Genomic DNA, 24,787 nt, shown 5'->3' with positions numbered 1-24,787 from the left:
CCACCCGCCCGAGCCCGAGGCGGGTGTCAGCGCGACGTCAGCCCCCGGCGCCATCCTCTTCGTCTCCGCGGACACGCGCGGCTACCTGGGCCCCTGTGGCTGCAGCGAGAACATGCGCGGCGGCATCGCCCGGGCGGCCTTCCAGGTGCGCGAGGCGCGACAGGGCACCCTGCCCGTGCTGTACGTGGACGGCGGCAACAGCCTCTTCGGTGAAACCACGCTCAAGCCCGGCCAGGTTCCCCAGGAGGAGCTGAAGGCGAAGGCGCTGGCGGACGCCATGCGGTTGATGGGGCTGGCGGTGCGTGCCACCGGGCCCCTGGACGACACGCGCGGCGCGGACTTCCGACAGGGGCTGGGACTGCCCGAAGTCGCTGACGGCGCGGTGAAGCTGCTGCCCGCGGGCTCGCGCAAGGTAGCCGTCGTCGCCGCGGACTCGCCGGCCCAGTTCGTGGCGGCCAGTGCCAGGGCCCGCGCGGAGGGCGCGGACTTCGTGCTGGGGCTCTTGGATGCGCCCTTGGAAGAGGCGCAGAAGGCGGCGGAGACGCCGGGGCTCTCGGTGGACGTGCTGGTGGCCACGCGCTCCGCCACGGAGATGAGCGGAGAGCAGAACCGGCTGGTGAAGGCTTCGGTGCCCGTCGTCGCGCCGCAGAGCAAGGGCCGCTCGCTGGTGCGCGTGGACCTGAGCTACGCGCCAAAGCCGGGACGCTTCACGCTCCAGAAGGGCCAGGCCGACCTGGAGCGCGAGGTGGCCGCGCTGGAGCAGCGCACCGCGCTCCTGGACAAGGAGATCAACCTCCCGGGCATCGACCCGAAGCTCAAGGCGCTCAAGCAGGCCAAGCGCGACGAGCTGGTGGCGCGCAGGCAGGCGCTGGTGACGGCGCCGCCCGCGTCATCGCCGGACGTGAATGGCTTCACGGTGCGCTTCGTGCCGCTGGAGTCGGGGCTGCCCTCGTCGCCGGACGCGCAGGCCCTGGTGGCGCGCTACGACGCGGAGGTCGGCAAGCTGAACCTCGCGTGGGCGAAGGAGCACGGGCAGGACTGCCCCGTACCCGCCAAGGGCCAGTCGGCCTTCGTCGGCAACGAGCCGTGCCGCTCGTGCCACGAGGAGTCCTTCCCGGTGTGGGAGAAGTCCAAGCACCACCACGCATGGGAGACGCTGGAGGAGGTGGGCAAGCAGCATCACCTCAACTGCGTGGGTTGCCATGTCACGGGCTGGGAGCAGCCCGGAGGCGTGTGTCGCCTGGACAAGGTGGCGGGGCGCGAGGACGTGGGCTGTGAGAGCTGCCACGGTCCGGGCTCCGCGCACTCGGACGAGCCGAGCGCGGACAACATCATCGCCTCGCCCGGCGAAGCGGTGTGCGTCACGTGCCACAACCCGGAGAACTCGCCCCACTTCGACTTCGCGACGTACCTGCCGCGAATCCTGGGGCCGGGACACGGAAAGCCCGTGGACGCCCAGCCGCCGGGCAAGCCAGCGGACGCACCGAAGCCCGCCAAACCGTAATCACGTGTCAGCGCCTGGCCGCTCGTACCCACGGAGCGTGCAGAGATAAGCCTTACCGCGCGACTCGTTGTTTGACTGTCAAGAAAAAGCGCGAATACTTCGGCCTTCGCCTGCTTCTGGGCGCACTCTTCCTGCGACCAAATGCTGCCTCTCTGCCTGCTCTTGCTGAACCTGGCCTCGCTCCCCATCTCGGAGGGAGTGCCACCACCCATGCCCCCGTCACCGCCGGGCATGCGCGTGCTCGCCGCGGAGGAGACTCGGGCCATGGCCACCGCTCCTTCGGTGGTGAAGGACACGCTGCCCACCTCGGGCGGCGCCGTGACGAAGAGCGAGCCCGTGCCTCCTCCGAGCACCGGTGCCGCGAAGACCGAGGGCTCCGCCTCCTCGCCTGCCGTGGGCTCCACGGCCCAGGTCGTCGCGCCTCCGGGCGTGGGCACCGCCGCGACGCCGGCCCCGAGCAACACGGTGAAGGCTCCCGCCTCCACGGGTGCGGGCGAGGTCAAGGCTTCCGTCGCAGGCAATGCGGCGGCTGAAGACGACAAGGCTGATGGCGACGGGCCAGACGCCGACGACAAGCGCGCGGGAGCGAACGGCGCGGACGCGGAGGACCCGGACGATGAGCCCGAGGCCACGCGTGAGATGGTGGAGTCCGAGTCCGCGGAGCTGGAGGAGTTGCGCGCGCTGGAAGGCGCGACGTTGGACCCGGCGGCGCGGCCGAGCGCGGAGGTGATGCAGTCCCTGCGTCGCCTGGGGCTCGCGAACCCGCTGCGCATGCGGATGCTGGACGCGCTGGAGGAGCCCACCTTCCGCGAGGACGACACGCCAGAGCAGCTGCCGCTCATCACCAACCTGGCTGCGTTCGACGTGGGGTTGATTCAGGACCGCTACGACATCCCGGTGGAGATGCAGCCGCTGGTGGCGCAGTACATCCAGTTCTTCCAGGGGCCCGGACGGCGCTGGTTCCGCAAGTGGATGTCCCGCTCAGCGCGCTACCTGCCGGTGATGCAGCCGATTTTGGAGAAGCACGGCCTGCCTCGGGACACGGTGTACCTGGCGATGATTGAGAGCGGCTTCTCCGCGCACGCGTACTCGTGGGCGCACGCGTCCGGCCCGTGGCAGTTCATCTCCAGCACCGGCAAGCAGTACGGCCTCAAGCAGGACTTCTGGGTGGACGAGCGCAGGGACCCCATCAAGGCGACGGGCGCCGCGGCGACGTACCTCAAGGACCTCTACAGGGAGCTGGGCCACTGGTACCTGGCCTGGGCGGGCTACAACACGGGCTCCGGCCGGGTGCGGCGCATGGTGGAGCGCCACGGCACGAAGGACTTCTGGGTGCTGTCGGAGGAGAAGGGCCTGGCGAAGGAGACGAAGCACTACGTGCCCAAGCTCATCGCCGCCGCGCTGGTGGCGAAGAACCCGTCGGCGTTCGGCTTCTCCGAGCAGGAGTTCGACTACGAGCAGCCGCTCGAGTTCGACGTGGTGGAGCTGACGGACGCGACGGACCTGGACGTGGTGGCGCGCGCGGCGGGGGTGAACATCCAGGACGTGCAGGACCTGAACCCGGAGCTGAAGCGCTGGTGCACGCCTCCGGCGACCGCGAAGAACCCCTACAAGCTGCGGTTGCCCACGGGCTCGTCGCCCCGGTTCGTGGAGGGCTTCAAGAAGCTCTCTCCGGCCGAGCGACTGACGTTCCGGGTGCACACCGTGAAGCGGGGCGACACGCTGTCGCAAATCGCGGAGCGCTACGGCACGGCGTCGGAGGCCATCCTCCAGATGAACCGGCTCAAGAGCGCGCGGACGTTGAAGCTCGGCACGGACCTGGTGATTCCGGTGCCGGCGAGCAAGGCGGGCCCCACCGGTGGCGGCGCGTTGGCGAGCAAGGTGGCGCAGGCCCGCCGCAATGGCGTGGTGGTGCACCGTCCCGAGGACGAGGTGCCCGCGGGCACACCGAAGGGGCCCGTGGCCGCCGGCCCGGTGAAGACGGAGACGCTCAACGGACGCAAGCGCGTGACGTATGGCGTGCAGTCCGGCGACAGCCTCTGGGTCATCGCCACGAAGTTCAACGTGTCGGTGGATGACCTGAAGAAGTGGAACAACCTCCGGCGGCGCAACCCGACGTTGCAGGTGGGCTCGTTGGTGTACGTGTGGCCCGAGGGCACGTCCCAGGTGCAGGAGCGCGCGGGCACGGTGGTGATGGCGAAGCAGGTGGCCGCGAACGTGGGGAAGCCAGGTGGCAAGGTGCACGCGCTGGCCGAGGGCGAGACGCTCTGGTCCGTGGCGCAGCGCTACGGCGTCACCGTCGAGGACATCATGCGGTGGAACAACATCAAGGACCACCGGACCCTCCCCACGGGGAAGGTGCTCTCACTGAGCGCGCCGTGAGCCTTCGCGCGAGGACGTCTTCGGACGTCCCCATGTCGGGCGAGTGATTTGCAAACGGGCCGGGGATGACCTTGCCCATTTCGCGGAACGACTCGCTCGCCCTTCCCTTCTCACTCGACGCCAACGACGTCGCCCGCCCGAGCGAGGCAGGCCTCGGATGGGCTCACACGCATCCTCCATCGCGAGCCCGCGACAACGTCCTGGAGACCGCACCGCGCATCCAGGTCTCGCGACTCCCGTCCCACGAAGCGCGGACGGCTCAACGTGGCCCTGAGGCCGACAGGCTCGCCCACGGAATCACGGGGCCGAACGTTCTGGAGCCTGCTTCGATATCACTCGGCACACCCACGCGCCCTACCACCTCGCGCGGCGATGGTCCGGCTCCCGCGCAGCCCACCTCCGTGAGCGGCTGGGGCAGCTCCTCCTGGCCACCCGCCCCCTTGGCGCAACCACTCGCCAACGCCCATTTCACCGGCCTGCCCCAACTCGCGGACGTGGCCTCGGGCCAGGCAGTCCTCGGCCCGGGCTCACGAGGTGGCGGCCCGCGCGCGGTGCAGACGGCGTTGTTGAACATGGGCTTCGCCCTCCACGGCGGCGCGGACGGAGAGTTCGGCCCCCAGACGGCGCGCGCCCTGCGCAATTTCCAGGTGCACGCGGGCCGCGACTTTCCCACCGTCAAACCCACGGGCGTACTCGACACCGCCACACTGCGCGCCCTGGACGCGCTCGCGCCCGAGCCCGGCACGAAGGGCCAGTCCCAGGGAATTCCTCCCGCCGTCTACGACGGGCAGCCCGTGCGCGTCGTCGTCGCGCTGCGCGAGCACCGCACGTTCCTCTACGACAACGAGGGGCGCCTCGTGGACATCTTCCCGAACGCCTCGGGCACCACCGCCACGCCCACGCGCGCGGGCCTCAAGGTCGTCCGAGCCCGGCTGGACCAGGCCGCCGCCGAGGCAGCGGGGGCGCGCCTGTGGAACGACAGACACGTCTTCGGCACGCGCATCCTCGATTTGTCCTGGGCCGACGGACGGCACTCCGCCGAGGAGCTTCACGGAACCAACGCCCCCGCCCTGCTCGGCGGGGACGTGTCCCACGGCTGCATCCGTCACTCGAACGAGGCCATCGTCGTGCTCCACGACGCGCTCTCCGCGGGAGACCGCGTGGCCATCGTGGAGCACGTGGACGACCCGCACCTGGGTGGCGCCCTGGTGCCGGTCTCCTGAGTGCTACCCCTCCTCGAGCAACGCCTTCAGCTCCCGCACGCGGCGGGTGATGGCGTCGCGGTCCACCGAGCGGTAGACCTCCGGCAACAGCTCCCGGCTGGTGCACTCCTGCACCGCCACGAGGTTCTGGAGCTCGATTTCCAGCGGGTAGCTGGGAGGCACGAAGTCCGCCAGCACCGCGGCCAGGTCCTCCTTCGCCACGGACTCGCGGCCCTCCGCCAGTGCGCGGAACTTCGAGCGCACCATGACGGCCTCGATATCCGCGCCGCTGAAGGCCCGAATCCCCTCCGGAATCATCTTGGAGAAGGAGTCGATGCCCTCCACGGACACGCCCGTCTTCTTGGACATGACCTGGAACAGCTCGTCCCGCTCCGCGTCCGTCTGCGGATAGAAGAGCGCCAGGTGCTCCTCCGCGCGGCCCTGCCGCTTGAGGTCGATGGGCAGCAGGTCCGGCCGCGCCGTCATCAGGAACCAGACAATCTTGCCGCGGTACTGCGTGTTGCCCATGAAGGAGGCAATGGAGCCGAACACGCGGCTGCTCGTCCCGGAGTCCCCGCCCGAGTCACGGTTGCCGAGGAAGGTGTCCGCCTCGTCAATCATCACCGCCACCGGCCACAGCGCCTTGAGGAGGTTGAAGATCTTCTCGAGGTTCGCCTCGGTGACGCCCTGCCACTGGCTGCGGAAGTTCAGGAACTTCACCACCGGGATTCCAATCTCCCCGGCGAAGCAGCTCACCATGAACGTCTTGCCCGTGCCCACGGGGCCCGACAGCAGGTAGCCCATGGGCATGACCTCGATGCGCCCCTTCTTCAGGGCCGAGGCCGCCTGCCGCAGCATCTGCTTCGCCTTGGCATGTCCCGCCACCGCGTCCAGCGTGTGCGAGGGCTCGATGAACTCCAGCAGGCCGTGGCACTCCGCCTGGATGATCTCCTTCTTCTTCTCCTTGAGCAGGTCGGAGGTGATGCGAATCTCCCGCTCCAGCGCCTCCGTCAGCACGCGGTCCAGGTTGATGCGCGACAGGCCGGCCGTCATCTTCGCCAGGCCCGCCAGCGGCACGTCCGACAGCGACTGGAGCCGCTTGCCCTCCAGCTTGTAGCGCACGTACTCCAGCCGCTCCTCCTCGGTGGGCAGCGGCAGCTCAATCGGCGCCACGTACGGGTTGCGGGAGATGCGCGGAGAGATGTCCGCCAGGTTCTCCGCCAGCAGCACCACGGACACGTCGCCCGCGAGGAACTGCGGGTCGTGCGCCCACTTGTCCAGCGTGGCCAGCACGAAGCGGTCCTCGGACGACAGGTGGGAAATCTCCCCGCCCGGCACCAGCGTCTCCGCGAAGTCGATGATGAGCGCCAGCGAGCGCCCCTCGCTCAGCCGCATCCGCAGGAAGTTCTCCAGAATCTGGAGCGCGCGGCCCGGGTCTCTCGGCATCACCTTCGAGTAGTCCGTGCCGTACATCGCGTCATAGCCGGCCATCGTCCGCGCCAGGTCCTTCTGCGTCTCCGGCGTGGCCGAGCGGATGCCCGACGAGCGGTCGTAGAAGAGGACGTGGTCTCGCCCGCCGAACAGCTCCTCGGAGAGGAAGGTCTTCAGCGTGCCGAAGCCCCGCCCGCCGTCCTCCAACTGGAGCGGCTGGAGGTCCCTCACCGCCCCGAAGAGCAGGAAGGTGCTCACCGTCTTCGTGTAGTACTTGCGGGCCAGCTGCTGCGCCCAACGGGGGAGGTCCGCCAGCGGATCTTCCTTGTGAACCTTGCGCACCTTGCTCACGGACACACGCCTCCTGTCGCTCCTCCGGACGGGGAGCAGACGCACCCGCTTCCCACGAGGGAAGCGGGGCTCGATTTCATGGAATCTAACGGCAGCGGGGCTGACGCTTGAGGGAAACCGTCGCCGTGGCGATGGATTCTCCGGACTCCGGCGCGGGCACGTCCACCTCCGCGTCGTTGTGGCACTTCAGCTTCAGCGTGAGCTGGCGCACGCTCGGATTCACCAACACCGTGGCGGGCGTCTCTCCCAGCTCCTGGCCGTTCGCGAAGATGACGGCGCCCGCGGGCTTGGAGTCGATCTTCACCGACACCTTGGACACCACGGGCTCCAGCTTCAGCGACACCTCGAAGGGACCATCACCCGTCAGGGGCACCCGCTTGGACGCCGGCTTGTGCTGCGGCGCGCTGATCTCCACCACCCACTCCTGCCCGGAGATGGGGACACCCTTGATGAACGCATCCGAGGCGCCCTGCGACCGGACCACCTTGCCGTCCACCTTCACCTGGGCATCCGACGGCTGGGTGACGAGCACCAGTGACGCGGTGCGCACCAGACTCTCCAGGGCGACCTCCACCGGCTCCACGCCCTTGCCGCTGTTGACCTGGAGGGTCCGCGTGAAGGTCTTGTAGCCCTCCGCGCTCACCGTGACCATGACCTGCCCGGCCGTCACCTCGCGCAGGAGCGTGGTGCCGGTGCCCTCCACGGGGATGGGCTGGGTGTCCAACGTCACCTGCATCCGGCCACGCACCTCGGGAGGGACGCGCTGGAGGTCCAGCATGACGTAGCCAACCCCGGGCCGGCTCGCCATCCACCCCACGACGCCGAGCAGCAGCACCGCGGCCACGCCGACAATCGCGTAGAGCACCCGCTTGTCCAGACCCCGTCGACCCAGCGCGGGCACGGCGGCGGTCGGATGGTCCTCCTGCTCGTAGTCCTCCTCCTGCTCGACATGGCGAGGCGGAGGCGGGCGCGGCGGAGTTCCCGCGCCGAGCATGGGGGGCGGACGCGAGTGGCCGCCCTGAAGCCCCTCCGCCAGCGCCGCGCGGGAGACGCCCTGCGACACGTCCGGAGGCAGCGCCGAGCGCGGAATCCCCTGGGAGACGTCCGGCGAGGGCCCTTCCCGGACGATGCGGGGCAGCCCATCACCACCAGCGCCACGGCTGCCACGCGGTCCTGGCGCCGAGTTGGCGACCTCCGAGGGCATCAGCGTGGGCACCGTCACCGAGGGACGGGCCGGCGCGCCCGCGGGCATCAGCACGGGCATGGACGGAAGGGAGTTCCGGGGAGGCGCCTGCGGCGGGATGACGGCCGTCTTGCCCGTGGTGGGCTCGTCGTCCTCGTCGTCCGACTGCTTCGGGTTGCGCGACTCCAGCGGAGTGACGGCGCGGCCCACGGCCGCTCCCGGCTGGGTCGTCGGCTCCGGCCGCTCGTCGAAGACGTGGTCGCTGGACACCAGTTGCGTGGCCTGGACCTCGTCCTCCTTCGGCGCGGGCGCGGCGGTGGCCGCCGTCAGCCGGGGCAGCGCGGCCAGCGTGGGCGAGCGCCGCACGCCGGTGGGGGACACGGAGCCCATCGTCGCGGTGGACCGGGGCGCGCCCATGGGCTGCACCACGGGCACCGCCTGCGGGGGCGGAGCCGAGGGGGCCGCCGCGGGCATGGCCATCATCCCGCCGGAGCCACCCGTGCTGAAGCCCGTGGCCGCCTCCAGCGCGGCGAGCATGCCGTCGGGAGGACGGATGTCGGCGTACTCGGACAGGCGCTGCCGCTCGCGCTCCACTTCCTCCGCGAAGGTGGACTTCATGTACTGCATGAGGTCCTTGCGGCCGAAGATGGTCTCGCTGGTGATGAGGAAGCGCTGCAGGTCGTCGCCCAGCTCGCTGGCGTACTGGTAGCGCTCGTCCACGTCCTTGGCGAGCGCGCGCATGACGATCTTCTCCAGCACCTCCGGGATGCGCCGGTTGAACGTGGACGGCGGCGGCACCTCCGCCTTGCGCACCTTCTCCAGCACGCTGAAGTCGCTGTCGCCCACGAAGAGCCGCTCGCCCGTGAGCATCTCGTAGAGACACACTCCGATGGCGAACACGTCCGAGCGCCGGTCCAACGGCAGGCCGCGGATCTGCTCCGGGCTCATGTAGCCGAACTTGCCCTTGAGGATGCCCGCCTGCGTCTTGGTCGCCTTGCCCGCCGCCTTGGCGATGCCGAAGTCGATGACCTTGACCTCGCCCTCGAAGGAGATGAGGACGTTCTGCGGCGAGATGTCGCGGTGGACGATGTTCATGTCCCGCCCCATCCCGTCCTTCTTCCGGTGGGCGTAGTCCAGGCCCTCGCACATCTTGGACAGGCAGAAGGCCACCAGCGGCACCGGCGCGGGCTCACCCTTCTTCCGGCAGCGGTCGAAGATGGCCCGCATGTCCTTGCCGGGGATGTACTCCATCGAGATGAAGTAGCTGCTGACGATCTGCCCCAGCTCGTAGATCTGCGCGATGTTGGCGTGGCTCAGCTGGACGCTGATCTTCGCCTCATCGATGAACATCGAGATGAACTCTTCGTCCTCCGCGATGTTCGGCAGGATGCGCTTGATGGCCACGAGCCGCTCGAAGCCGCTCGCGCCGAACTGCTTGCCGCGCCACACCTCCGCCATGCCGCCGATGTTGACGCGGTCCAGTAGGAGGTACTTCCCGAATGGGATGGGCTGACGCTTCGGTTGAGAGGTCGTCACGTGGGGGAGGGTCCGTTCAATGGGAGCCTAGCGATCGCCCCTCTGTAGGGTCAACCACACGGAGACCCTCACGCGCTCTCCAGGCAGGCAGGCAACAGGCACGTAGCAGCGCCAATTTTTCTCAAGGTTGAAGACTGGAGGTTCCCCCGTCGGTGCCGCCCTCGGCCGTGGGGGCCGGGGCATCCCGGAACGCCGCCCCGGACTCGGCCGCTGCATCCCGGAACGCCTGGCCCGGCTCGGCCGGGTCCTCCTCGGCGATGGCCGGCTGGACCAGCAGGAAGCGCACCTTGCCCTCGGCGGAGAGCAGCTCCGGCGCCCCGAAGCGCTTCTCCGCGGAGAGGCCCACCAGCGTCACCCAGGCGCCCTTGCGCTCGGGGGCGACGCAGTACAACAGCGTCCCGGGACGGACGCCTGGGGCATCGCGTACCGGGCCCTCGCAGTCCTTTCGGACCTGGAGGGCATAGGCCGTCAGTGGCTCCCCATGCACCAGGTAGGGCGGCCGGCCCAACTCCTCCAGCAGGGGCTGGAGCACCCGGGGGTCCTCGGCCACGGCGTCCTGGCTGGAAAGGGCCTGGGCCAGCTTGTGGAAGCGCTGGAGGCTCATGGACGCCATGTCCGTGGAGTCGATGGGGATGCGGCTCTCCGCGAGCACCAGGTCCGCGAAGAGCGCGCCGACGAGGACGATGGGCAGGAGCCGGAAGCCCTTGAAGCCCTCCACCTTGCCTTGCACCAGGCCCACGACGGCGACCGCCGTCGCCAGGGCGGCCAGCGCCAGCACCACCGAGGGGCGGATGGGCGAGGGCAGATCCACGAGGGCGGAGACATCGGCGGTACGGGCGCGCAGCGCGTCGGCCAGGTCTCCTCCGTAAATCCAGGTGATGGCGGCCAGGCTGAGCACATTGCCCAGCAGCGTCTTTCGGGAGGGGAGCGTCATCCAGCGAGCGTCCGTGCGGGGTCGGTGGCGGCGGCGCGGCGGCTGGGGAAGTACGCCCCGGCCAGCGCGGCCAGGAGTCCCAGCACCACCCCACCCAGCACCACCGGCCAGGGAAAGGAGAAGAAGCTGTCGGGCTTGAACGGGAAGTTGGGCAGGTAGCCCGCGGCGAAGCGGTTGACGCCCAGGGACGCGAGGAGCGCCACCCCGGTGCCGATGGCCCCGCCGGCCAGGCCCACCACGGCGGACTCGGCCAGGACGATGGCCCGGATGTCGGAGCGAGACGCGCCCACGGCCTGCATCACGCCAATCTCCTTGGCGCGCGCGCGCACCGAGGCCGACAGCGCGTGGGCGATGTTCACCGCCGCCAGGATGCAGATGAGGATGGACAAGAGCGCCAGCGCGGAGGTCGTCAGCGCGACGGCCGCGCCCGTGTTCTCCGCCATGCGGCGCTCCTGGTCATCGATTTCCAGGCCCATGGCCTTCACCGCGTCCACCAGCGCGGGCACCTTGGACGGGTCCGTGGCGACGAGGGTGACACCGGTGAAGGTGTCCGCGTCCACGCCCGCCTCGCGGTTGATGCGCATGGCCGTCTCCAGGGGAATGGTGATGCCGGCGAACATGGCCCGGTCCGACGCGCCCACCACCTGCGTCTGCACGGAACGGCTGGGTCCCGTCGCGGAGTTCGCCGACACGTAGGAGCGGTTGAACTCCACCGGGAAGCCGAAGCCGACAATCATGTTGGCGGAGAGCTGCGGCAGCTTGCGCGCCGGGGCGAACGTCTTGTTGTACAGCTCCAGGAGCCGCGTGGAGACGAGCACCGGAATCGGCTGTCCCTCGCCCGGGTCCTTGAACTCGCCCATCTGCGTGTCGCCCTTCACCAGAGACGGCTCCACGCCCATCGCCAGCACCTCCATGCCCATGCGCAGCTTGGTGCCGAAGAAGGCGCCGTCGTAGCGAGTCACCGCCGGCACGCGCACGTTCATCTTCCGGTGCGCCGCCTCCACGCCGGGCAGCGAGCGCAGGCGCTCCACCGCCTCCGCATCCAGCTTGCCGCCGCCCAGGAGAGAGCCCAGCGACACCGCCGCGGGCACCACGTCCACCATGCGCGCGTCGTTGGGGAAGATCTTCTCGCGGATGACCTGGCCCACGCCCAGGCCCAGGCCGATGAAGAACACCAGCGTGCCCACGCCCATGGCCACGCCGAACGCGGAGAAGAAGGCGCCCCGGCGCTCGCGCGCGAGGCTCAGTCGTACCAGTCGGGACAGCGCGTCCAGCCTCACGGGGCACCTCCCAGGACCGAGCGCTCCGTGGCGCGCTCCTCCACGAGCTTGCCCTCCTTGAGCCGCAACACCCGTCGCGCGGCGACGCTCATCCGCTCCTCGTGCGTGACGGCGAGCACGGTGAGCCCCTCACGGTGCAGCTCGCGGAAGAGCTGGATGACACCGTCGCCGGTGTTCGCATCCAGGTTGCCGGTGGGCTCGTCGCACAGGAGCAGCCGGGGTCCGCCGTAGAGGGCGCGGGCGATGGCCACGCGCTGACGCTCTCCACCGGACAGGCGCACCGGGGCGCGGTCCTTCTTCGCGCCCAGGCCCACGCGCTCCAGCAGGGCCTCCGCGCGCTTGACGGCATCCGCGGTGCGCGGGCCGAAGTACGAGGGCAGCAGCACATTCTCCAACGCGGACAGGTTGGGGATGAGGTGGAAGGACTGGAAGACGAAGCCCACGTGCGTGTTGCGGAAGCGCGCCAGGTCCTTGTCCTTCAGGCCCCCGAGCGTCACCCCGCCCACCTTCACCTCGCCCCGGTAGTCGACATCCAGGCCGCCCAACAGGTGCAGCAGCGTGGACTTGCCGCTGCCGGACGGGCCCACCACGGCGACGAAGTCCCCGGCTTCCACGTCCAGGGACATCGAATCGAGCACCCGCACCCGGGTGCCATCTCCATCCAGATATTCCTTGGTGACGTCTCGAGCGTGAATCACGGAGTGGCCGGCTGGGTCGTGGTGGAAGACGGCGAGGTGGGGGTGAGGCGCAGGGACATCTCCGCCTGGAGCGCGCGCTCCTTGCGCGACACGGACAGCGTCACGGCGCGCAGGTCATCGGTGGCCTCCAGCCAGCGCACGGTGGTGGCCTTGATGGCGAAGCCGCCAATGCCCCAGGCCTCCGACGGCAGGTTCTTCACCGAGTCCGCCAGCCGGCGCAAATCCAGCACCGCGCTGAACGCGGCGTCCTGGCCCACGTCCTTCAGGTCCGAGGACAGCGGCCCTTCGCCGGCCTTCGCCGCGAGGGTGGCGAGCGAAGCTTCGAGTTGCGACTGGGGCGAGGCCACGAGCAGCTTGCCGTTGGGGCCGAGCGCGAAGTGGGCGCCCTCCCCCGCGCGATACGTCGTGAGATAGACGCGCTGGCCACCCTTCAGCTCAGCGGCCTCCACCTTGGCGCCGAAGTCGCTGGAGAGCTGCGGCAGCTTCTCCAGGAGGGCCTGCGTCCGCGCGGCGTCCTCCAGCTCCGACAGGGCCACGAGATTCACGAAGCGGAACGGGTTGGTGCGGCGCAAGTCGAGCGCGGGCATGCCGGAGCCGAGCTGCACCTTGGGCGACAGCGACAGGGCCAGCACCGTGCCCGGCTTGAAGTTGTCGAGCACCTCCGCCTTCACGTCGAGCCCGCTCTTCTGCACCGCGCGCGTCAGGTAGTCGCCCACGAGGTAGGGCCACACGCCGTCGAGCTGGGACGGGTCGCCCCGGAAGCGCGCCACGAAGAAGCTGTCAGGGGGCAGGAAGCCACGCAGGTCCACCGCGTCCTTCACGGCGTCCAACGCGGCCAGCGACTCCTTCGTGTCCGGCCACGGCGCATCCGCGTGGACGGTGACGGAGCGATCGTCGATGAGGCCGGTCAGCGTGAGCCCCTGCACGGTACCGGCGGGGAGCAGCAGGCCGGTGCCGCCCGAGAGGAACACGTGGAAGTCTCGCTTCGACGGCAGGCGCTGGAGGGACGCGGCCAGGATGGGCTCCTTCGCGAGCGACTTGTCCTCGGTCTGACTGGCCAGGGGGCGCAGCGCCGCGACGGAGGGCCCCACGCCCAGGAGCGCGAACTTGCCGCCGTCGATGAAGAGCAGACCCAGCGCCGCGTCCGTGGAGCCCGGACGGCTGAAGGTGACGAGCTTGCCGCCCGCGCCACTCTCCTCCTTCTTCTCGGAGGCTCCCAGTCGGGTGCGCGCGAAGCCGGCGAACGTCGCCTCCAGCTTCTCCGCGTCCTTGACGCCCACGACGGAGACGGCGCGATTGCCGCCGAGGAAGGCCGCGCCGGCGCCGAGTTCGGGAGCGAGGCCCGCGGCCTCCAGGGCCTGACGGCTGCGCAGGTCGACGCCCACCTGACGCATCACCGCGTTCACATAGCCCTCCGCCGAGGAGAAGCTCTGGAGCTGGGCGGCGAAGGAGGCGACCTTCAGGTTCTGGAAGCGCGCCAGCTTCTCTCCGAGCGCTCCCAGGTCGTGGATGACGACGGAGGCTTGCGCATCGCGAGGCAGGTAGCGCGCGGGGCCGGAGGCAGTGGGCGCGACAGGCCCCTCGTCCTTGCCACAGCGTGAGCAGCCCGCGATGGCGAGCACGAGGAGGAGGGTCGGAAGCCAGGCTCGGCGGAACATGGCGGCAGGACAGGACGGCTGGGCCGGAGAGTCAATGTATTCCTGTGCGGGGCGTACGTCCGCCTCCCGGCCAAGGGACCCGGATGATGGGCAGGCAACTTCGCGGGAGAGACACGGCCCGCCAGAGCGTCTCCGCGAGGTGAGCCGACGCCATTCAGTCAGCGAGTCGCACTGCGGCATTGCCAATCTGACGGGTTCAGACGGGCCCCTTCATGGAGTCCCGCCACGGAAGAGCAAGGGCACGGCACTTGAAACACAAGCGGCGCCCTTCCCTGCCATGGAGCCTCATGACGCTATTCGAGTTGGCAGTGATTCTGGGTGCCCTCGGGGGCGCCCTCTTCGGAGCCATCTTCGGGTGGCGAATCCATCCCGCCGTCAGCCTCGTGGGCCTCTTCGTCGGCGGAGGGCTGGGCATCTTCACCTGCCAGGCACTGCTCATGTTGGCCTTCGCCGTCCTCATCTTCGTGGAGGAGGGTCCGCGAAGAGTCATCGCACTCTGGAAGAAGCTCCTTCCTCCGCGAGACGGAGGAAGGGACGAGCAGCCACCCTGAGACTCAACTCAACTCAGGAGGAGTTCGGCGATGCCGCGTCAGCGCACCCGAGAGCCATGCGGCAGCGGGCCGCGCGTCTCCTCGGTGAACTCCAGGAACTGCTCCATCTGCCGCACGGACTCGTCGGTGGCCTCGGCCTCCGCGCTCAGCATGGTGAGCTGCCGATTCACCACTTCCGGGTCCCGGATGGCAATCGATTGCTCGTGCGTCAGCCGCATCATGTCCTCGATGCCGGCGAGCTGGTGGCTGACCACTTCCCTGCTCTCGCTCGCCTGTTCGAAGCGCGCCAGCCGCTTGCGCAGGATATCCACCCGGTTCTGCTTCACGTCCTTCAGCCGGGGGTTCGTCTCGCGCGCCACGTCCTCTTCCAGCTCGCGCACGTCCTTCTCGAGATTCCCCCGGTCGGAGCTGTTGAGGTACGAGCGGTACTGGTTCAGCGTGGAGATGAGCCGCAGGAACGACGTCAGCAACGCGTCCAGCCGAGGCTCGCTGTCCGACTCCAGCACCTTGCCGCCCGGCAGCTTGCGGTAGTTGGCGAGAATCTTCTCCTTGAGCCCGACGAGCTGCTGGTAGTGCTCGCGCTGCGACGGAGCCAGGTCCGCCAGGAGCGAGTCCACCGCCTTGCGCGCGGCCTCCGGGTCCGTCTGCTCGCGCGAGCGGATGGCCCGCTGGAAGCGCGGCATCGACGAGAAGAGGCCCAGGTACAGCCCCTCCAGCCCGAGCGCCAGCAAGGCGGGCAACGGCTCGCCCGTCATCGCGGCGGAGGCGGCGGCCGTGCCCAACCCCACCAGGTTGGCCGGCAGCATGAATGCGGCCTTGATGTAGTTCGGCGACTTCTTCGCCACGTCCGACCTCCCCTTCCCGGCGCCCAGTCAATGGCTTCAGGGACCGCGCGCCTCCGACACGTACTTCAACGCTCCCAGGTCCCTCGTATCCTCCGCGAGTGGCACCTGGGGTCCCTGCTTGAGCTTCTGGAAGAGCGCGGCGGCGCTCTGGTACAGCTCGTCATAGGTGACCGGCGCCTCGCCGGAAAGGCCGAAGAACGCTCGATTGTCCGCCAGTGTCGCCGGCGGCGCGCTGCGGATGGCCTCAATCGGGTCACCCAGGTACGGCGCCACCTCGCCCAGCATCCGAGCCCCCGCCGTCGGGTCCTTCAGCACGCTCTGCCCCGCGTCCAGCATCCCTCGCAGCACCCGCCTCACCGCGTCCGGATAGCGCGCCGCGAAGTCACCCCGCGCCACCAGCACCGTCGCCACCAGGTGCGGCGCGTCCGCCGTCGTCGCGAGCACCGCCCCACCCCGGTCCTTCGCCGCCAGCTCCACGTCGCCCCACAGCCCCACCACCGCGTCCACGCGGCCCTCGCGCAGCGCCCGGCCCGCGTCCAACGTGGAGGGCAGGTCCACCCAACGCACGTCCGTCGTCCGCAGCCCCGCTCGCGCCAGCACCCACAGCGCGAAGTAGTGCGTGGAGCTGAAGGGGTAGACGCCCACGCGCTTGCCTCGCAGGCTCGCCAGGTCCGTCACACCCACCGCCGCGAGCGCCTCCTGCCCCCGGCTGCGCCCCGCCAGCAATATCGTTCTGGGTGCCGCGTCTCGCAGCCCCGGCGCCCAGGACGCCAGCCGGTCCACCGACAGCATGGCCATGTCCACGCCGCCGTTCTCCGCGCCAATGGCCAAGGCCTGCCGCAGCTCCTCCTCACGGCCGAAGAGCACCGCCCGCGCGTCCAGCGCATAGGCCGTCTTCAAGAAGCCCTGCGCCGCGTTGGGAGGCGCCGCCGGGTTGTCCAGCGTCGTCGCGCCACCCGCCGCGACGAGCAGCCCGGCCGCGGAGCCTCGCGGCGTGAAGCCGATGAGCACCGGCCGCAGCGGCACGGACGCCACGTCCGCCACCGGCGCGGACACGCCCGCGGGAAAGTCTCCGGGAGACAGGCGCACCGCCTCGCGCACGGAGGGGAAGAAGCGCGCCTGGAGCGTGTCCAGGTATCCCATGCGGGACGCGAGCACCCAGCTCGCGCCCAGCACGCACAGGAACAAGAAGAGAAAGAGACCTGGCCCACGGTGGAGCTTCATCCGTCAGTTCCCAGGTCTCTTCCCTTCATCGTGTCAACCGCCAGGGCCTACTCGACCCCGACCTTCTTGCCGATGGTCTTCCCCGTCTGTCCGCTCACGTCCGACACCGGGGCGGGGCTCTCCATCAGCCCCATCTCCATCTTGAACTGCTTCACCAGTTCGTTGGCCTGGATCTTCTCGGCCTCTTCTTCAATCTGCGCGGACTGGTGGTCCACCGACTCGAGTGCCATCTGCATGCGCGCCTCGTTCACGGCGGTGCGCTCCTCCACCTTGCGCAGCATCTCGTCGTGCGTCGAGTCGATGCCGGCGACGGTGAAGGACTCCATCGTGTCGGCCACCTTGGCCTGCCACTTGGCGCGCCGCGCGTCACGGATGGCCGTCATCGCCTCCGCCGTCTTCTTGTCCTTCTCCCGCATGAACGCCTTCTTGACGTTCAGCGCCTTCTCGTACGCGAGCCGCGCCGTCTCCAGCTGCGCCTCGTTGCGCTCCAGCGCGTCCTTCTCCACCTGGAGCTTCGTCGCGTACTGCGCCGCCAGGTCGTCACGACCGGCCTGGATGGCGGCCTTCACCTTGGCCGTCAGCCCGCGCACGTCGTCCTTGTACTTGCTGTTCTCCTTCTCCAGCAGCGTCACGTTCGCCCGGACCATGGCGATGGACTCGTTCATCTTCGGGACCTGGTCGTTCAGGTCACGGATGTTCTGCTCGAGAATGAGCTCCGGATCCTCGATGGAGGAGACGAAGAAGCCCGCGAAGCTGCGCAACGCCCTCTTGAGTCTGTCCCACATGTCGCCGGTCTACCTCCGTCCAGACCTACTCGCAGTCACCTTACACGAACTCAGGGGGGAGCAAGCAGCCGCATCCGCCCCTCTGATCAGTGCTACGCGAACTCACCTAAGGCGATTGCCGACCACCCACAAGTCCCATCGTGCCTCCCCGCTCGGACACCTCGGGTAGCAGCCCGCGAGCCGTCCCCTGGTGGGCCTCCCTCAGCGGGGACTTGCCCTGACGCCGGGAAGCAGGGAAAACCGTCCCTGCGTGGACAGTGCGTTGGGTTGGACCCACTCCTCCTTCGATGAGTCGCTGGCGCGGGCGGTGGACGCCCAGCGACGAAGCGTGCTGGGCACGGGGGCGGCGGTGCGCCTCGTCGGCGCGCTGATCTTCCTGCTCGTCACCACGGCGCTGTGGCTGAGCGGCGGCGAGGACTGGCGCCCCTACCCGCTCCTGCTGGCCCCCTATGTGGGCGTGGCCACCATCCTCTTCGTCGTGAGGAACCGCCCGGAGGCGAGCTGGCTGGGCATCGTCCAGTCCCCCGTGGACGTCGCCCTCGTCTACGGCCTGCAGCACCTGGCCCTCCCCATCTCCCCCTTTCCGGCCGGGGTGGCGGGCTTCAGCCTGGGCCTGTTCGCCCTGGTCGTGACGCTCAGCGGGCTCGCCCTTCGCCCCACCGTCGTCTACGGCACCGCCGCGCTGTCGTCGGTGGCCCAGGCGGCGTTGATGCGCGAGGCCGGCGTGGGCTGGGGCGCCGTGGTCATCGCCGTCGTCACCCTGCTGATGGTCGCCGCGGTGAAGCACTACGGCACCGGGCGGCTGCGCACGCTCGCGGGGGCCCTCACCCGCGTGGAAGTGGACAGTGCCCTGGAGGCCCGCCGCTTCCAGGAAGTCGATGAGGCCCGGCGCATCATCGCGAGGATGCTCGACGAGGAGCACGCGAAGAACGACGAGCTCCGGGCGCTCCAGCGCGACAAGGAGCTGCTGACGCAGTTCCTCGTACACGACTTGCGCTCGCCCCTGTCGGCGCTGACCATGACGCTGGCCTGGATGGAGCAGGAGCTTCCCGAGGGCCACCTCCACGAGTCCGCTCGCACGGGCCTGGCCGTCACCGCGCGCCTGGACCGGATGCTCACGGACTTGATGGACGTGACGCGGATGGAGCAGGGCCGGCTGGCGCCCCGCAAGGTGCCGCTCGACATGGGCCGCCTGCTGGAGGAGGTGCGCGGTTCGATGGAGAACGTGGGCCGCGCCCGCAAGCTCACCCTGGATGTCGTCACGCCCCGGGCGCTGGCGCTGCAAGGAGACCAGGAGCTGCTCTACCGCGTGGTGGAGAACCTGGCCACCAATGCGCTCCGCTATGCGCCCACGGGCGGCCGCGTGCGGCTGGAGGGCGGCATCGATGAGCGGGGCCCCTGGCTCGCGGTGCGCAACGACGGCCCGCCGGTTCCCGAGGACCTGCGCGCGCGCCTCTTCGACAAGTACGTGCAGGGCGACCAGGAGCGAGACAACCGCCGGGGCTACGGCCTGGGGCTGTACTTCTCCCGGCTGGCCGTGGAGGCCCACGGAGGCAGGCTCTCCTTGGAGGACGCTCCCGACTGGCCCACGTCCTTCGTGGTGCGGCTGCCCGCCTGAGCCGTCGACTCAGCCGCGGGCACGCTGCCGGCGGCGGAGGATGCGCTCGACGTTGGAGCGGGCGCTCGCCATCACCGACGACGCGTCCAGCGTGGTGAGCACGCCGTCCTTCAACACCGGCTTGCCGTCGATGAAGACGTGCGTCACGTCGCTGCCGCGCGCGGAGTGCACCAGCGGCGCCAGGACGTCCTCGGATGACGGGCCACAATGCAGGCCGCTCACGTCCACCACGGTGATATCGGCGCGCTTGCCCAGCTCGAGCGAGCCCACCTCGTCCTCCAGGCCGAGCGCCCGGGCGCCGTTCAGCGTGGCCATCTCCAGCACGCGCATGGGCGTCATCGCGCGAGGCCCCACGCGCGGGTTGTGCAGCACCGCCGCCAGCCGCATCTCGTTGAAGATATCGAGCGTGTTGTTGCAGGGCGCGCCATCCGCGCCCAACGCCACCGTCACGCCCGCCTCCAGCAGCTCCGGCACCTTGGCGATGCCCGAGGCGAGCTTGAGGTTGGAGCCAGGGCAGTGACACACCACGGTGTTCGTCTCACGGATGAGCTCCTGCTCCTCCGCGGACAGCCACACGCAGTGGGCCAGCGTCACGTGCCGCCCCGTCAGCCCCAGCGTGTGGAAGAAGTCGACGTTGTCCCGGCCGCCCGAGTACTGGCGCACCGCGTCCGTCTCCTTCGCGTTCTCACTGGCGTGGGTGTGGATGCGCACGTTGTGCTCGCGCGACAGCTTCGCCACCTCGCGCATCAGCTCCGGCGTGCAGGACAGCACGAAGCGGGGCGCGAAGGCGTAGCGCAGCCGGCCCTCGTGCGTGCCGTGCCATTTCTCCAGCAGCGCCAGGCTGTGGGCCAGCGACTCGGCGGTGGACTCGCGCAGCCCGTCGGGCACGTTGGCGCCCGCGTCCATCATCGCCTTGCCGCCCACCAGCCGGAAGCCCGAGTCCCGCGCGGACTCGAAGACGGCGTCGTAGTGGTGCACGCTGCCCATGTCGAGCGCGGCCGTGGAGCCCGAGCGGATGAGCTCCGCGAAGGTCAGGTCCGCCGAGGCGCGCATCGAAGCCGCGTCGTGGGACGCCTCGAAGGGCCAGATGCGCTCGCGAAGCCAGTCGAGCAGCTCCATGCCATCCGCGCGTCCCCGGAACAGCGTCTGACAGGCGTGCAGGTGGCCATGGATGAGGCCCGGCAGCACCACCTTCCCCGCCATGTCCATCACTCGTCGCGTGCCACGGGCCTTCAGGCCCCGGCCCACCTTCGCGATGCGCCCGTCCTGCACGAGGACGTCCGCGCCCACGAGCACCTCGCGCTCGCGGTTCATCGTCACCACGGTGCCGCCAGTCAGAAGCAGATCCACGGGTGCTCAGGCTCTCTTAGAGGAAGTCCTTGGTGAAGGCGTGCGGCAGCAGCTCGCCCAGGGAATAGCGCGCCTCGTCCCCACGAGGGGTGCGGCTGCGCACCTGCATCCGCGACGGACCGAACTCGGCCATCACCTGACGGCACATGCCGCACGGAGGAACGGGCGTGTCCGAGTCGGCCACGACAGCCACCGCCACGGGCTGGGAGCGGCCCTGCGCCACGCCCGCGGCGAAGGCATTGCGCTCCGCGCACACGGTGAGGCCGTAGGTGGCGTTCTCCACGTTGCAGCCGGCCATCACCGAGCCATCCGCGTACAGAATCGCGGCGCCCACCGGGAAGCGGGAGTATGGCACGTGCGCCCGCTCGCGCACCCGGGTGGCCTCTTCGAACAGCCGCTCCCAGGGAATCTCATCCGCCATGTCGCCGCCTTCCGAGGTGACGGGGTGGGTCTCAGCGAGGTTCGCCCTGGAGTCGCATGTCGTCCAGGTGACGGGCGATGGCCAGCTCCGCCTCCACTGGCAGGTCCTCGAAGCGCACGTGGGCGGCGGGGCCTTGCGGGCCGTCCGTCACGTGGAGCACCTCGCCCCTGGCTTCCACTTCGTCGGGGAGGATGGGCAGCGTGAAGCGCACCTCCACCTTCGCGCCCGCCTCCAGCCCGGGGCCATTCCAGGCGCAGCCGCCCAGGGACAGGTCCCCATCCCGCGCCTCGAAGTCCGCCGAGCTGCCCGCCCGGCGCACCTTCAGGCGCATGGGAATCCGGGGGGAGTCGCGCCGGTCCTCGGCCTTGTCGCTCATCGAGTTGTTCCTCTCGGCCATCGCCGTTCCAGTCCTGACGCTCATGCCCGTACCACGGTCGGAAGCGCCTGGGAGGTGGCCCGCCCACGAGTCCACGCGCGCGGCTCACCCGGCCCCGCCAGCGGGGCATCGTCCGGGAAGTCGAAGCCCATCCTCGGCTCCCACTCCCAGGCCCCCCGGCGAACGGCCACGGCCGCCTCCGTCACGTGTTCATGAAGCACCATCCGCCGCCCATCATACGCTTGCCCACCCGCCAGGGAGGCGCCGAATTTCAACCCCCGGACGGGTTCGCCCGGGAATGTCCTGTACCAGGAGTGCGCCCCATTGCCGCCGCGCGTCGAACCCGGCGGGCCCAGGGCCCGTTCACGCCCCGGGGTGCGCCGGAGGACTCAAGGGGGGACGTCCTCGTTCCGGGTGTCCCACCACTCCTCGCCGTAGCTGATGAAGATCTGCTCGCCGGGGTGGATGTCCCGCAGGGCGTAGAAGGTGAAGATGTCGCGGTCCGCCGCCCGGTAGTACGCGGCGGTGGGCTCCTTCGCGTGGTTGTAGAGCATGCCGTAGCCCAGCACGAGCGCGACCCAGTCCCCCGCGGGCTGCTGCTCTCGCTCGCCCCAGCGAATCTGGAAGACGTAGTCGTCGAGCGGGGGATGCCGCGTGTGCTTCTGCAGCATCTTGAGGTAGCGACACTCCTCGATGAGTTCGCCCGCCTTGATGAATTCATCGGTGAAGACGCCGAAGCCCCACTCGCAGGGCCGGACCTTCACTCCCGGATGGAGATACAGCGCTTCGCCCGTGTTCATGCGTCCCTGCCGCCGTTGGGACCGGAAAGATGCCGCGTTCCGGGGCGGAGGTGAAGAACAGAGCGAAGCGCCGAGCCGCCCTACTCCACCCGCTCGCGCACCAGAGGACGGGGCGCGGGGGCGGCATCGCCGAAGTGGTAGGCGGCCACCAGGCGGGCCTTCACTCCCTCCACGGGGGCCTCGTCGTTGTAGTGCACGCGCACCACGGGCTCGCCCTTCGTCACCGCTTCGCCCGTCTTCTTCAGGAGGGTGAAGCCCACGGCGGGGTCGATCTTGCTGTCCACCCGCTGACGTCCGGCGCCGAGCGCCACGCCCGCCAGGCCCACGCCCTCCGTGTCGATGCCCGTCACGTACCCATCCCGGGGCGCCACCACGTCCACCGTGGAGCGAGCCTGGGGCAACAGCGAGTAGTCGTCGATGGAGCGCGGGTCTCCCCCCTGCGACAGGACGATCTCCTTCAGCTTGCGCAGCGCGCTGCCGTCCTCCACGGACTTGCGCAGCTTCTCGCGCGCCTCGTCCACGGTGGCGGCCTTCTTGCCGAGCACCAGCATCTCCGCCGTCAGCGCGTAGGTGATTTCGGTGTAGTCGTCCGGGGCCTCGCCGCGGAGCATGTCCACCGCCTCCATCACCTCCAGCGCGTTGCCCACCTTGCGCCCGAGCGGCTGGTCCATGTCCGTCAGCAGCGCGACGACCTTGCGCCCCATCTCCGCGCCCAGGCCAATCATCGTCCGGGCCAGCGTGCGGGCGTCCTCGTCGCGCTTCATGAACGCGCCACTGCCCACCTTCACGTCCAGCACCAGCGCGTCGATGCCCTCCGCCAGCTTCTTGCTCATGATGGAGGACGCAATCAGCGGGATGCAGTCCACCGTCGCCGTCACATCACGCAGCGCGTAGAGCTTCTTGTCCGCGGGCGCCACCTGCGCCGTCTGGCCAATCAGGCAGCAGCCGACCTCGCGGACCAGCCGACGGTACTCGGCCGTCGACAGGTTCACATTGAAGCCGGGGATGGACTCCAGTTTGTCCAGCGTCCCGCCCGTGTGGCCCAGGCCCCGGCCCGAAATCATCGGCACCGGCACCCCGCACGCCGCGGCCAGGGGGGCCAGGCTGAGCGACACCTTGTCGCCCACGCCGCCCGTCGAATGCTTGTCCACCTTCACGGCCGGGGTGTCGGACAGGTCCAGCACCTCGCCGGATTCGAGCATGGCGCGCGCCCAGGCGCCCAGCTCCCGGGAATCCATCCCCCGGAAGAAGACGGCCATGCACATGGCCGCCATCTGATAGTCCGCCACCGTCCCCGCCGTATACGCCTGGATGAATGAGCGGATGTCCGCCGGCTCCAGCCGGCCTCCATCCCGCTTCGACTTGATGAGCTCGTAGGGTTGCACGGGAACTGCCCATACCAGGAACCTGGGCCCCCATGCACTTCCGCGAAAGGCGCCGCCGCATCTGGTAGATAGCCAGCCATGACGCTTCGCCTTCAGGTCCTCGCCCTCACGGCGCTCCTCTGCGCCTGTTCCAAGCAGAAGGAAGAGACGCCCCCCTCCGGCGCTCCGGCCCCCGCCTCCGCTCAGCAGGAGGCGAAGAAGCCCATCCCCGTGGGCCTCGTCATCGACGTGGGCGGTCGGGGTGATCACTCGTTCAACGACGCCGCCCTGCGAGGCCTGGAGCTGTGGGCCGCCGGCAAGCGTTACGAGGGCGGCAAGTACGTGGACGCCACGCCGGACGACGTGCGCAAGTCCCTGCCGGGCCACCTGGCCTCCATTGCCTCCACCCTCCAGCCCCTGCCCATCCAGCCCGTCGTCCTCCAGAGCAAGGCCCAGGAGGACTACATCCCCAACCTCCAGCTCCTCGTGGACCGGGGCACCCAGCTCACCATCGGCAACGGCTACATGCTGGCCAACGCCGTGCGCACGTCGGCCCAGGAGAACCCCCAGGCCCGCTTCCTGCTCATCGACAGCCAGGTGCTGGATGCCCAGGGCAAGACGCTGCGGCTGCCCAACGTGCGCACCGTCCTCTTCAAGGAGCACGAGGGCAGCTTCCTCGTCGGCGCGCTCGCGGGCCTCGTCACGAAGACGAACAAGGTGGGCTTCGTGGGCGGCATCGAGGTGCCCCTCATCCAGCGCTTCGAGGTCGGCTACCGCGCCGGCGTGAAGACGACGAAGCCCGAGGCCGCCCAGGCCCTGATGTCCGTGTACACCGGCAGCTTCAACGACATGGCCGCGGGCAAGCAGGTGGCGCAGGACCTCATCGCCAAGGGCGCGGACGTCATCTTCCACGCTGCGGGCTCGGACGGCATCGGCGTCATCCAGGCGGTGAAGGAGGCGCGCGCGGCCGGCAAGAACGTGTACGCCATCGGCGTGGACTCGGACCAGTCGCACGTGGCGCCGGAGGCCATCCTCACCTCCATGCTGAAGCACACGGACCTGGTCGTGTACCAGGCCGCCAAGGACCTGGTGGACGGCAAGTTCACCGCCACCGAGCTGCTGCTGGGCCTCAAGGAGAACGCGGTGGCCATGGCCGAGGTGCGCGTGGACTTCCCCGGCAAGGCGGAGGCGCTCCAGAAGGTGGAGGGGCTGCGCCAGCGCGTCATCTCCGGACAGCTCCAGGTGCCTTCCGTCCCGGCGGACCTCGCCACCTTCCAGGCCGCCGCGCCCTGAT

At 69.7% G+C, this 24,787-nt stretch carries 20 protein-coding genes; 6 read left to right on the top strand and 14 right to left on the bottom strand.

Features of this window, described 5'->3' with window-relative positions:
• The 3 genes from HUW62_RS15805 to HUW62_RS15795 form a co-directional block, all read left to right on the top strand.
• A partial coding sequence (locus tag HUW62_RS15805) for a multiheme c-type cytochrome (protein WP_176434936.1) occupies nucleotides 1–1,504 on the top strand: 1,504 nt, incomplete at its 5' end.
• A gap of 210 nt (nucleotides 1,505–1,714) precedes the next feature.
• Nucleotides 1,715–3,886, top strand: coding sequence for a LysM peptidoglycan-binding domain-containing protein (locus tag HUW62_RS15800; RefSeq protein WP_255203451.1), 2,172 nt, complete (start codon nucleotides 1,715–1,717; stop codon nucleotides 3,884–3,886).
• Nucleotides 3,887–4,326: 440 nt separating this feature from the next.
• Nucleotides 4,327–5,109 carry a L,D-transpeptidase family protein gene (locus HUW62_RS15795; RefSeq protein ID WP_240356326.1) on the top strand — a complete coding sequence of 261 codons (783 nt, stop codon included), beginning with the start codon at nucleotides 4,327–4,329 and terminating at the stop codon, nucleotides 5,107–5,109.
• A 3-nt stretch (nucleotides 5,110–5,112) separates the two neighbouring features.
• On the opposite strand, the gene HUW62_RS15790 is transcribed toward HUW62_RS15795, so the two are convergent.
• From HUW62_RS15790 to HUW62_RS15765, 6 genes are all read right to left on the bottom strand, one after another.
• Nucleotides 5,113–6,870: an AAA family ATPase gene (locus HUW62_RS15790; protein WP_176434934.1), complete on the bottom strand. Its 1,758-nt coding sequence runs from the start codon at nucleotides 6,868–6,870 to the stop codon at nucleotides 5,113–5,115.
• An 85-nt stretch (nucleotides 6,871–6,955) separates the two neighbouring features.
• On the bottom strand, nucleotides 6,956–9,589 hold the full coding sequence (locus HUW62_RS15785; RefSeq protein WP_176434933.1) for a protein kinase: 2,634 nt from the start codon (nucleotides 9,587–9,589) through the stop codon (nucleotides 6,956–6,958).
• 121 nt (nucleotides 9,590–9,710) lie between these two features.
• On the bottom strand, nucleotides 9,711–10,523 hold the full coding sequence (locus tag HUW62_RS15780; RefSeq protein ID WP_176434932.1) for a hypothetical protein: 813 nt from the start codon (nucleotides 10,521–10,523) through the stop codon (nucleotides 9,711–9,713).
• Entirely contained in the window at nucleotides 10,520–11,803 is a 1,284-nt protein-coding gene (locus HUW62_RS15775) for an ABC transporter permease (protein WP_163865304.1), read from the bottom strand. The genes HUW62_RS15780 and HUW62_RS15775 overlap by 4 nt, the downstream gene beginning before the upstream one ends.
• Nucleotides 11,800–12,501, bottom strand: a complete 702-nt coding sequence (locus tag HUW62_RS15770) for an ABC transporter ATP-binding protein (RefSeq protein WP_163865305.1) — start codon at nucleotides 12,499–12,501, stop codon at nucleotides 11,800–11,802. Before HUW62_RS15770 ends, HUW62_RS15775 begins: the two co-directional genes overlap by 4 nt.
• Nucleotides 12,498–14,159, bottom strand: coding sequence for a hypothetical protein (locus HUW62_RS15765; protein WP_176434931.1), 1,662 nt, complete (start codon nucleotides 14,157–14,159; stop codon nucleotides 12,498–12,500). The genes HUW62_RS15770 and HUW62_RS15765 overlap by 4 nt, the downstream gene beginning before the upstream one ends.
• 287 nt (nucleotides 14,160–14,446) lie before the next feature.
• On the opposite strand from HUW62_RS15765, the gene HUW62_RS15760 reads away from it, so the two are divergent.
• The gene (locus HUW62_RS15760) at nucleotides 14,447–14,710 is read left to right on the top strand and encodes a hypothetical protein (protein WP_163865307.1); all 264 of its coding nucleotides are present in this window, start codon (nucleotides 14,447–14,449) and stop codon (nucleotides 14,708–14,710) included.
• Between the two features lie 38 nt (nucleotides 14,711–14,748).
• Here HUW62_RS15760 and HUW62_RS15755 read toward each other — a convergent pair whose 3' ends face one another.
• The 3 genes from HUW62_RS15755 to HUW62_RS15745 all read right to left on the bottom strand — a co-directional run bounded on the left by HUW62_RS15755 (nucleotide 14,749) and on the right by HUW62_RS15745 (nucleotide 17,564).
• Entirely contained in the window at nucleotides 14,749–15,516 is a 768-nt protein-coding gene (locus HUW62_RS15755) for a hypothetical protein (protein ID WP_163865505.1), read from the bottom strand.
• A 75-nt stretch (nucleotides 15,517–15,591) separates the two neighbouring features.
• Nucleotides 15,592–16,779, bottom strand: a complete 1,188-nt coding sequence (locus HUW62_RS15750; protein ID WP_163865308.1) for an ABC transporter substrate-binding protein — start codon at nucleotides 16,777–16,779, stop codon at nucleotides 15,592–15,594.
• 47 nt (nucleotides 16,780–16,826) lie between these two features.
• Nucleotides 16,827–17,564, bottom strand: coding sequence for a PspA/IM30 family protein (locus tag HUW62_RS15745; protein WP_163865309.1), 738 nt, complete (start codon nucleotides 17,562–17,564; stop codon nucleotides 16,827–16,829).
• Between the two features lie 262 nt (nucleotides 17,565–17,826).
• Between HUW62_RS15745 and HUW62_RS15740 the strand changes: the two genes are divergently transcribed.
• Entirely contained in the window at nucleotides 17,827–19,182 is a 1,356-nt protein-coding gene (locus HUW62_RS15740) for a HAMP domain-containing sensor histidine kinase (protein WP_240356327.1), read from the top strand.
• A gap of 9 nt (nucleotides 19,183–19,191) precedes the next feature.
• Here HUW62_RS15740 and HUW62_RS15735 read toward each other — a convergent pair whose 3' ends face one another.
• The 5 genes from HUW62_RS15735 to HUW62_RS15715 form a co-directional block, all read right to left on the bottom strand.
• On the bottom strand, nucleotides 19,192–20,532 hold the full coding sequence (locus tag HUW62_RS15735; protein WP_163865311.1) for a 5'-deoxyadenosine deaminase: 1,341 nt from the start codon (nucleotides 20,530–20,532) through the stop codon (nucleotides 19,192–19,194).
• 16 nt (nucleotides 20,533–20,548) lie between these two features.
• Entirely contained in the window at nucleotides 20,549–20,953 is a 405-nt protein-coding gene (locus HUW62_RS15730; protein ID WP_163865312.1) for a cytidine deaminase, read from the bottom strand.
• A gap of 31 nt (nucleotides 20,954–20,984) precedes the next feature.
• Nucleotides 20,985–21,350 (bottom strand): PilZ domain-containing protein, encoded by a 366-nt coding sequence (locus HUW62_RS15725; protein WP_163865313.1) that lies wholly within the window; start codon nucleotides 21,348–21,350, stop codon nucleotides 20,985–20,987.
• A gap of 368 nt (nucleotides 21,351–21,718) precedes the next feature.
• Nucleotides 21,719–22,129 carry an SET domain-containing protein-lysine N-methyltransferase gene (locus tag HUW62_RS15720; protein WP_163865314.1) on the bottom strand — a complete coding sequence of 137 codons (411 nt, stop codon included), beginning with the start codon at nucleotides 22,127–22,129 and terminating at the stop codon, nucleotides 21,719–21,721.
• An 80-nt stretch (nucleotides 22,130–22,209) separates the two neighbouring features.
• Nucleotides 22,210–23,514: a thymidine phosphorylase gene (locus HUW62_RS15715; RefSeq protein ID WP_163865315.1), complete on the bottom strand. Its 1,305-nt coding sequence runs from the start codon at nucleotides 23,512–23,514 to the stop codon at nucleotides 22,210–22,212.
• A 78-nt stretch (nucleotides 23,515–23,592) separates the two neighbouring features.
• Here HUW62_RS15715 and HUW62_RS15710 point away from each other — a divergent pair, with 78 nt between their 5' ends.
• Entirely contained in the window at nucleotides 23,593–24,786 is a 1,194-nt protein-coding gene (locus HUW62_RS15710) for a BMP family protein (RefSeq protein WP_163865316.1), read from the top strand.
• Nucleotide 24,787: the final 1 nt, after the last annotated feature.

The organism is Myxococcus sp. AM011 (assembly GCF_013372595.1).
GTDB classification, from domain to species: Bacteria; Myxococcota; Myxococcia; order Myxococcales; family Myxococcaceae; genus Myxococcus; species Myxococcus eversor.
This window is presented reverse-complemented; position numbering and strand designations above follow the sequence as displayed.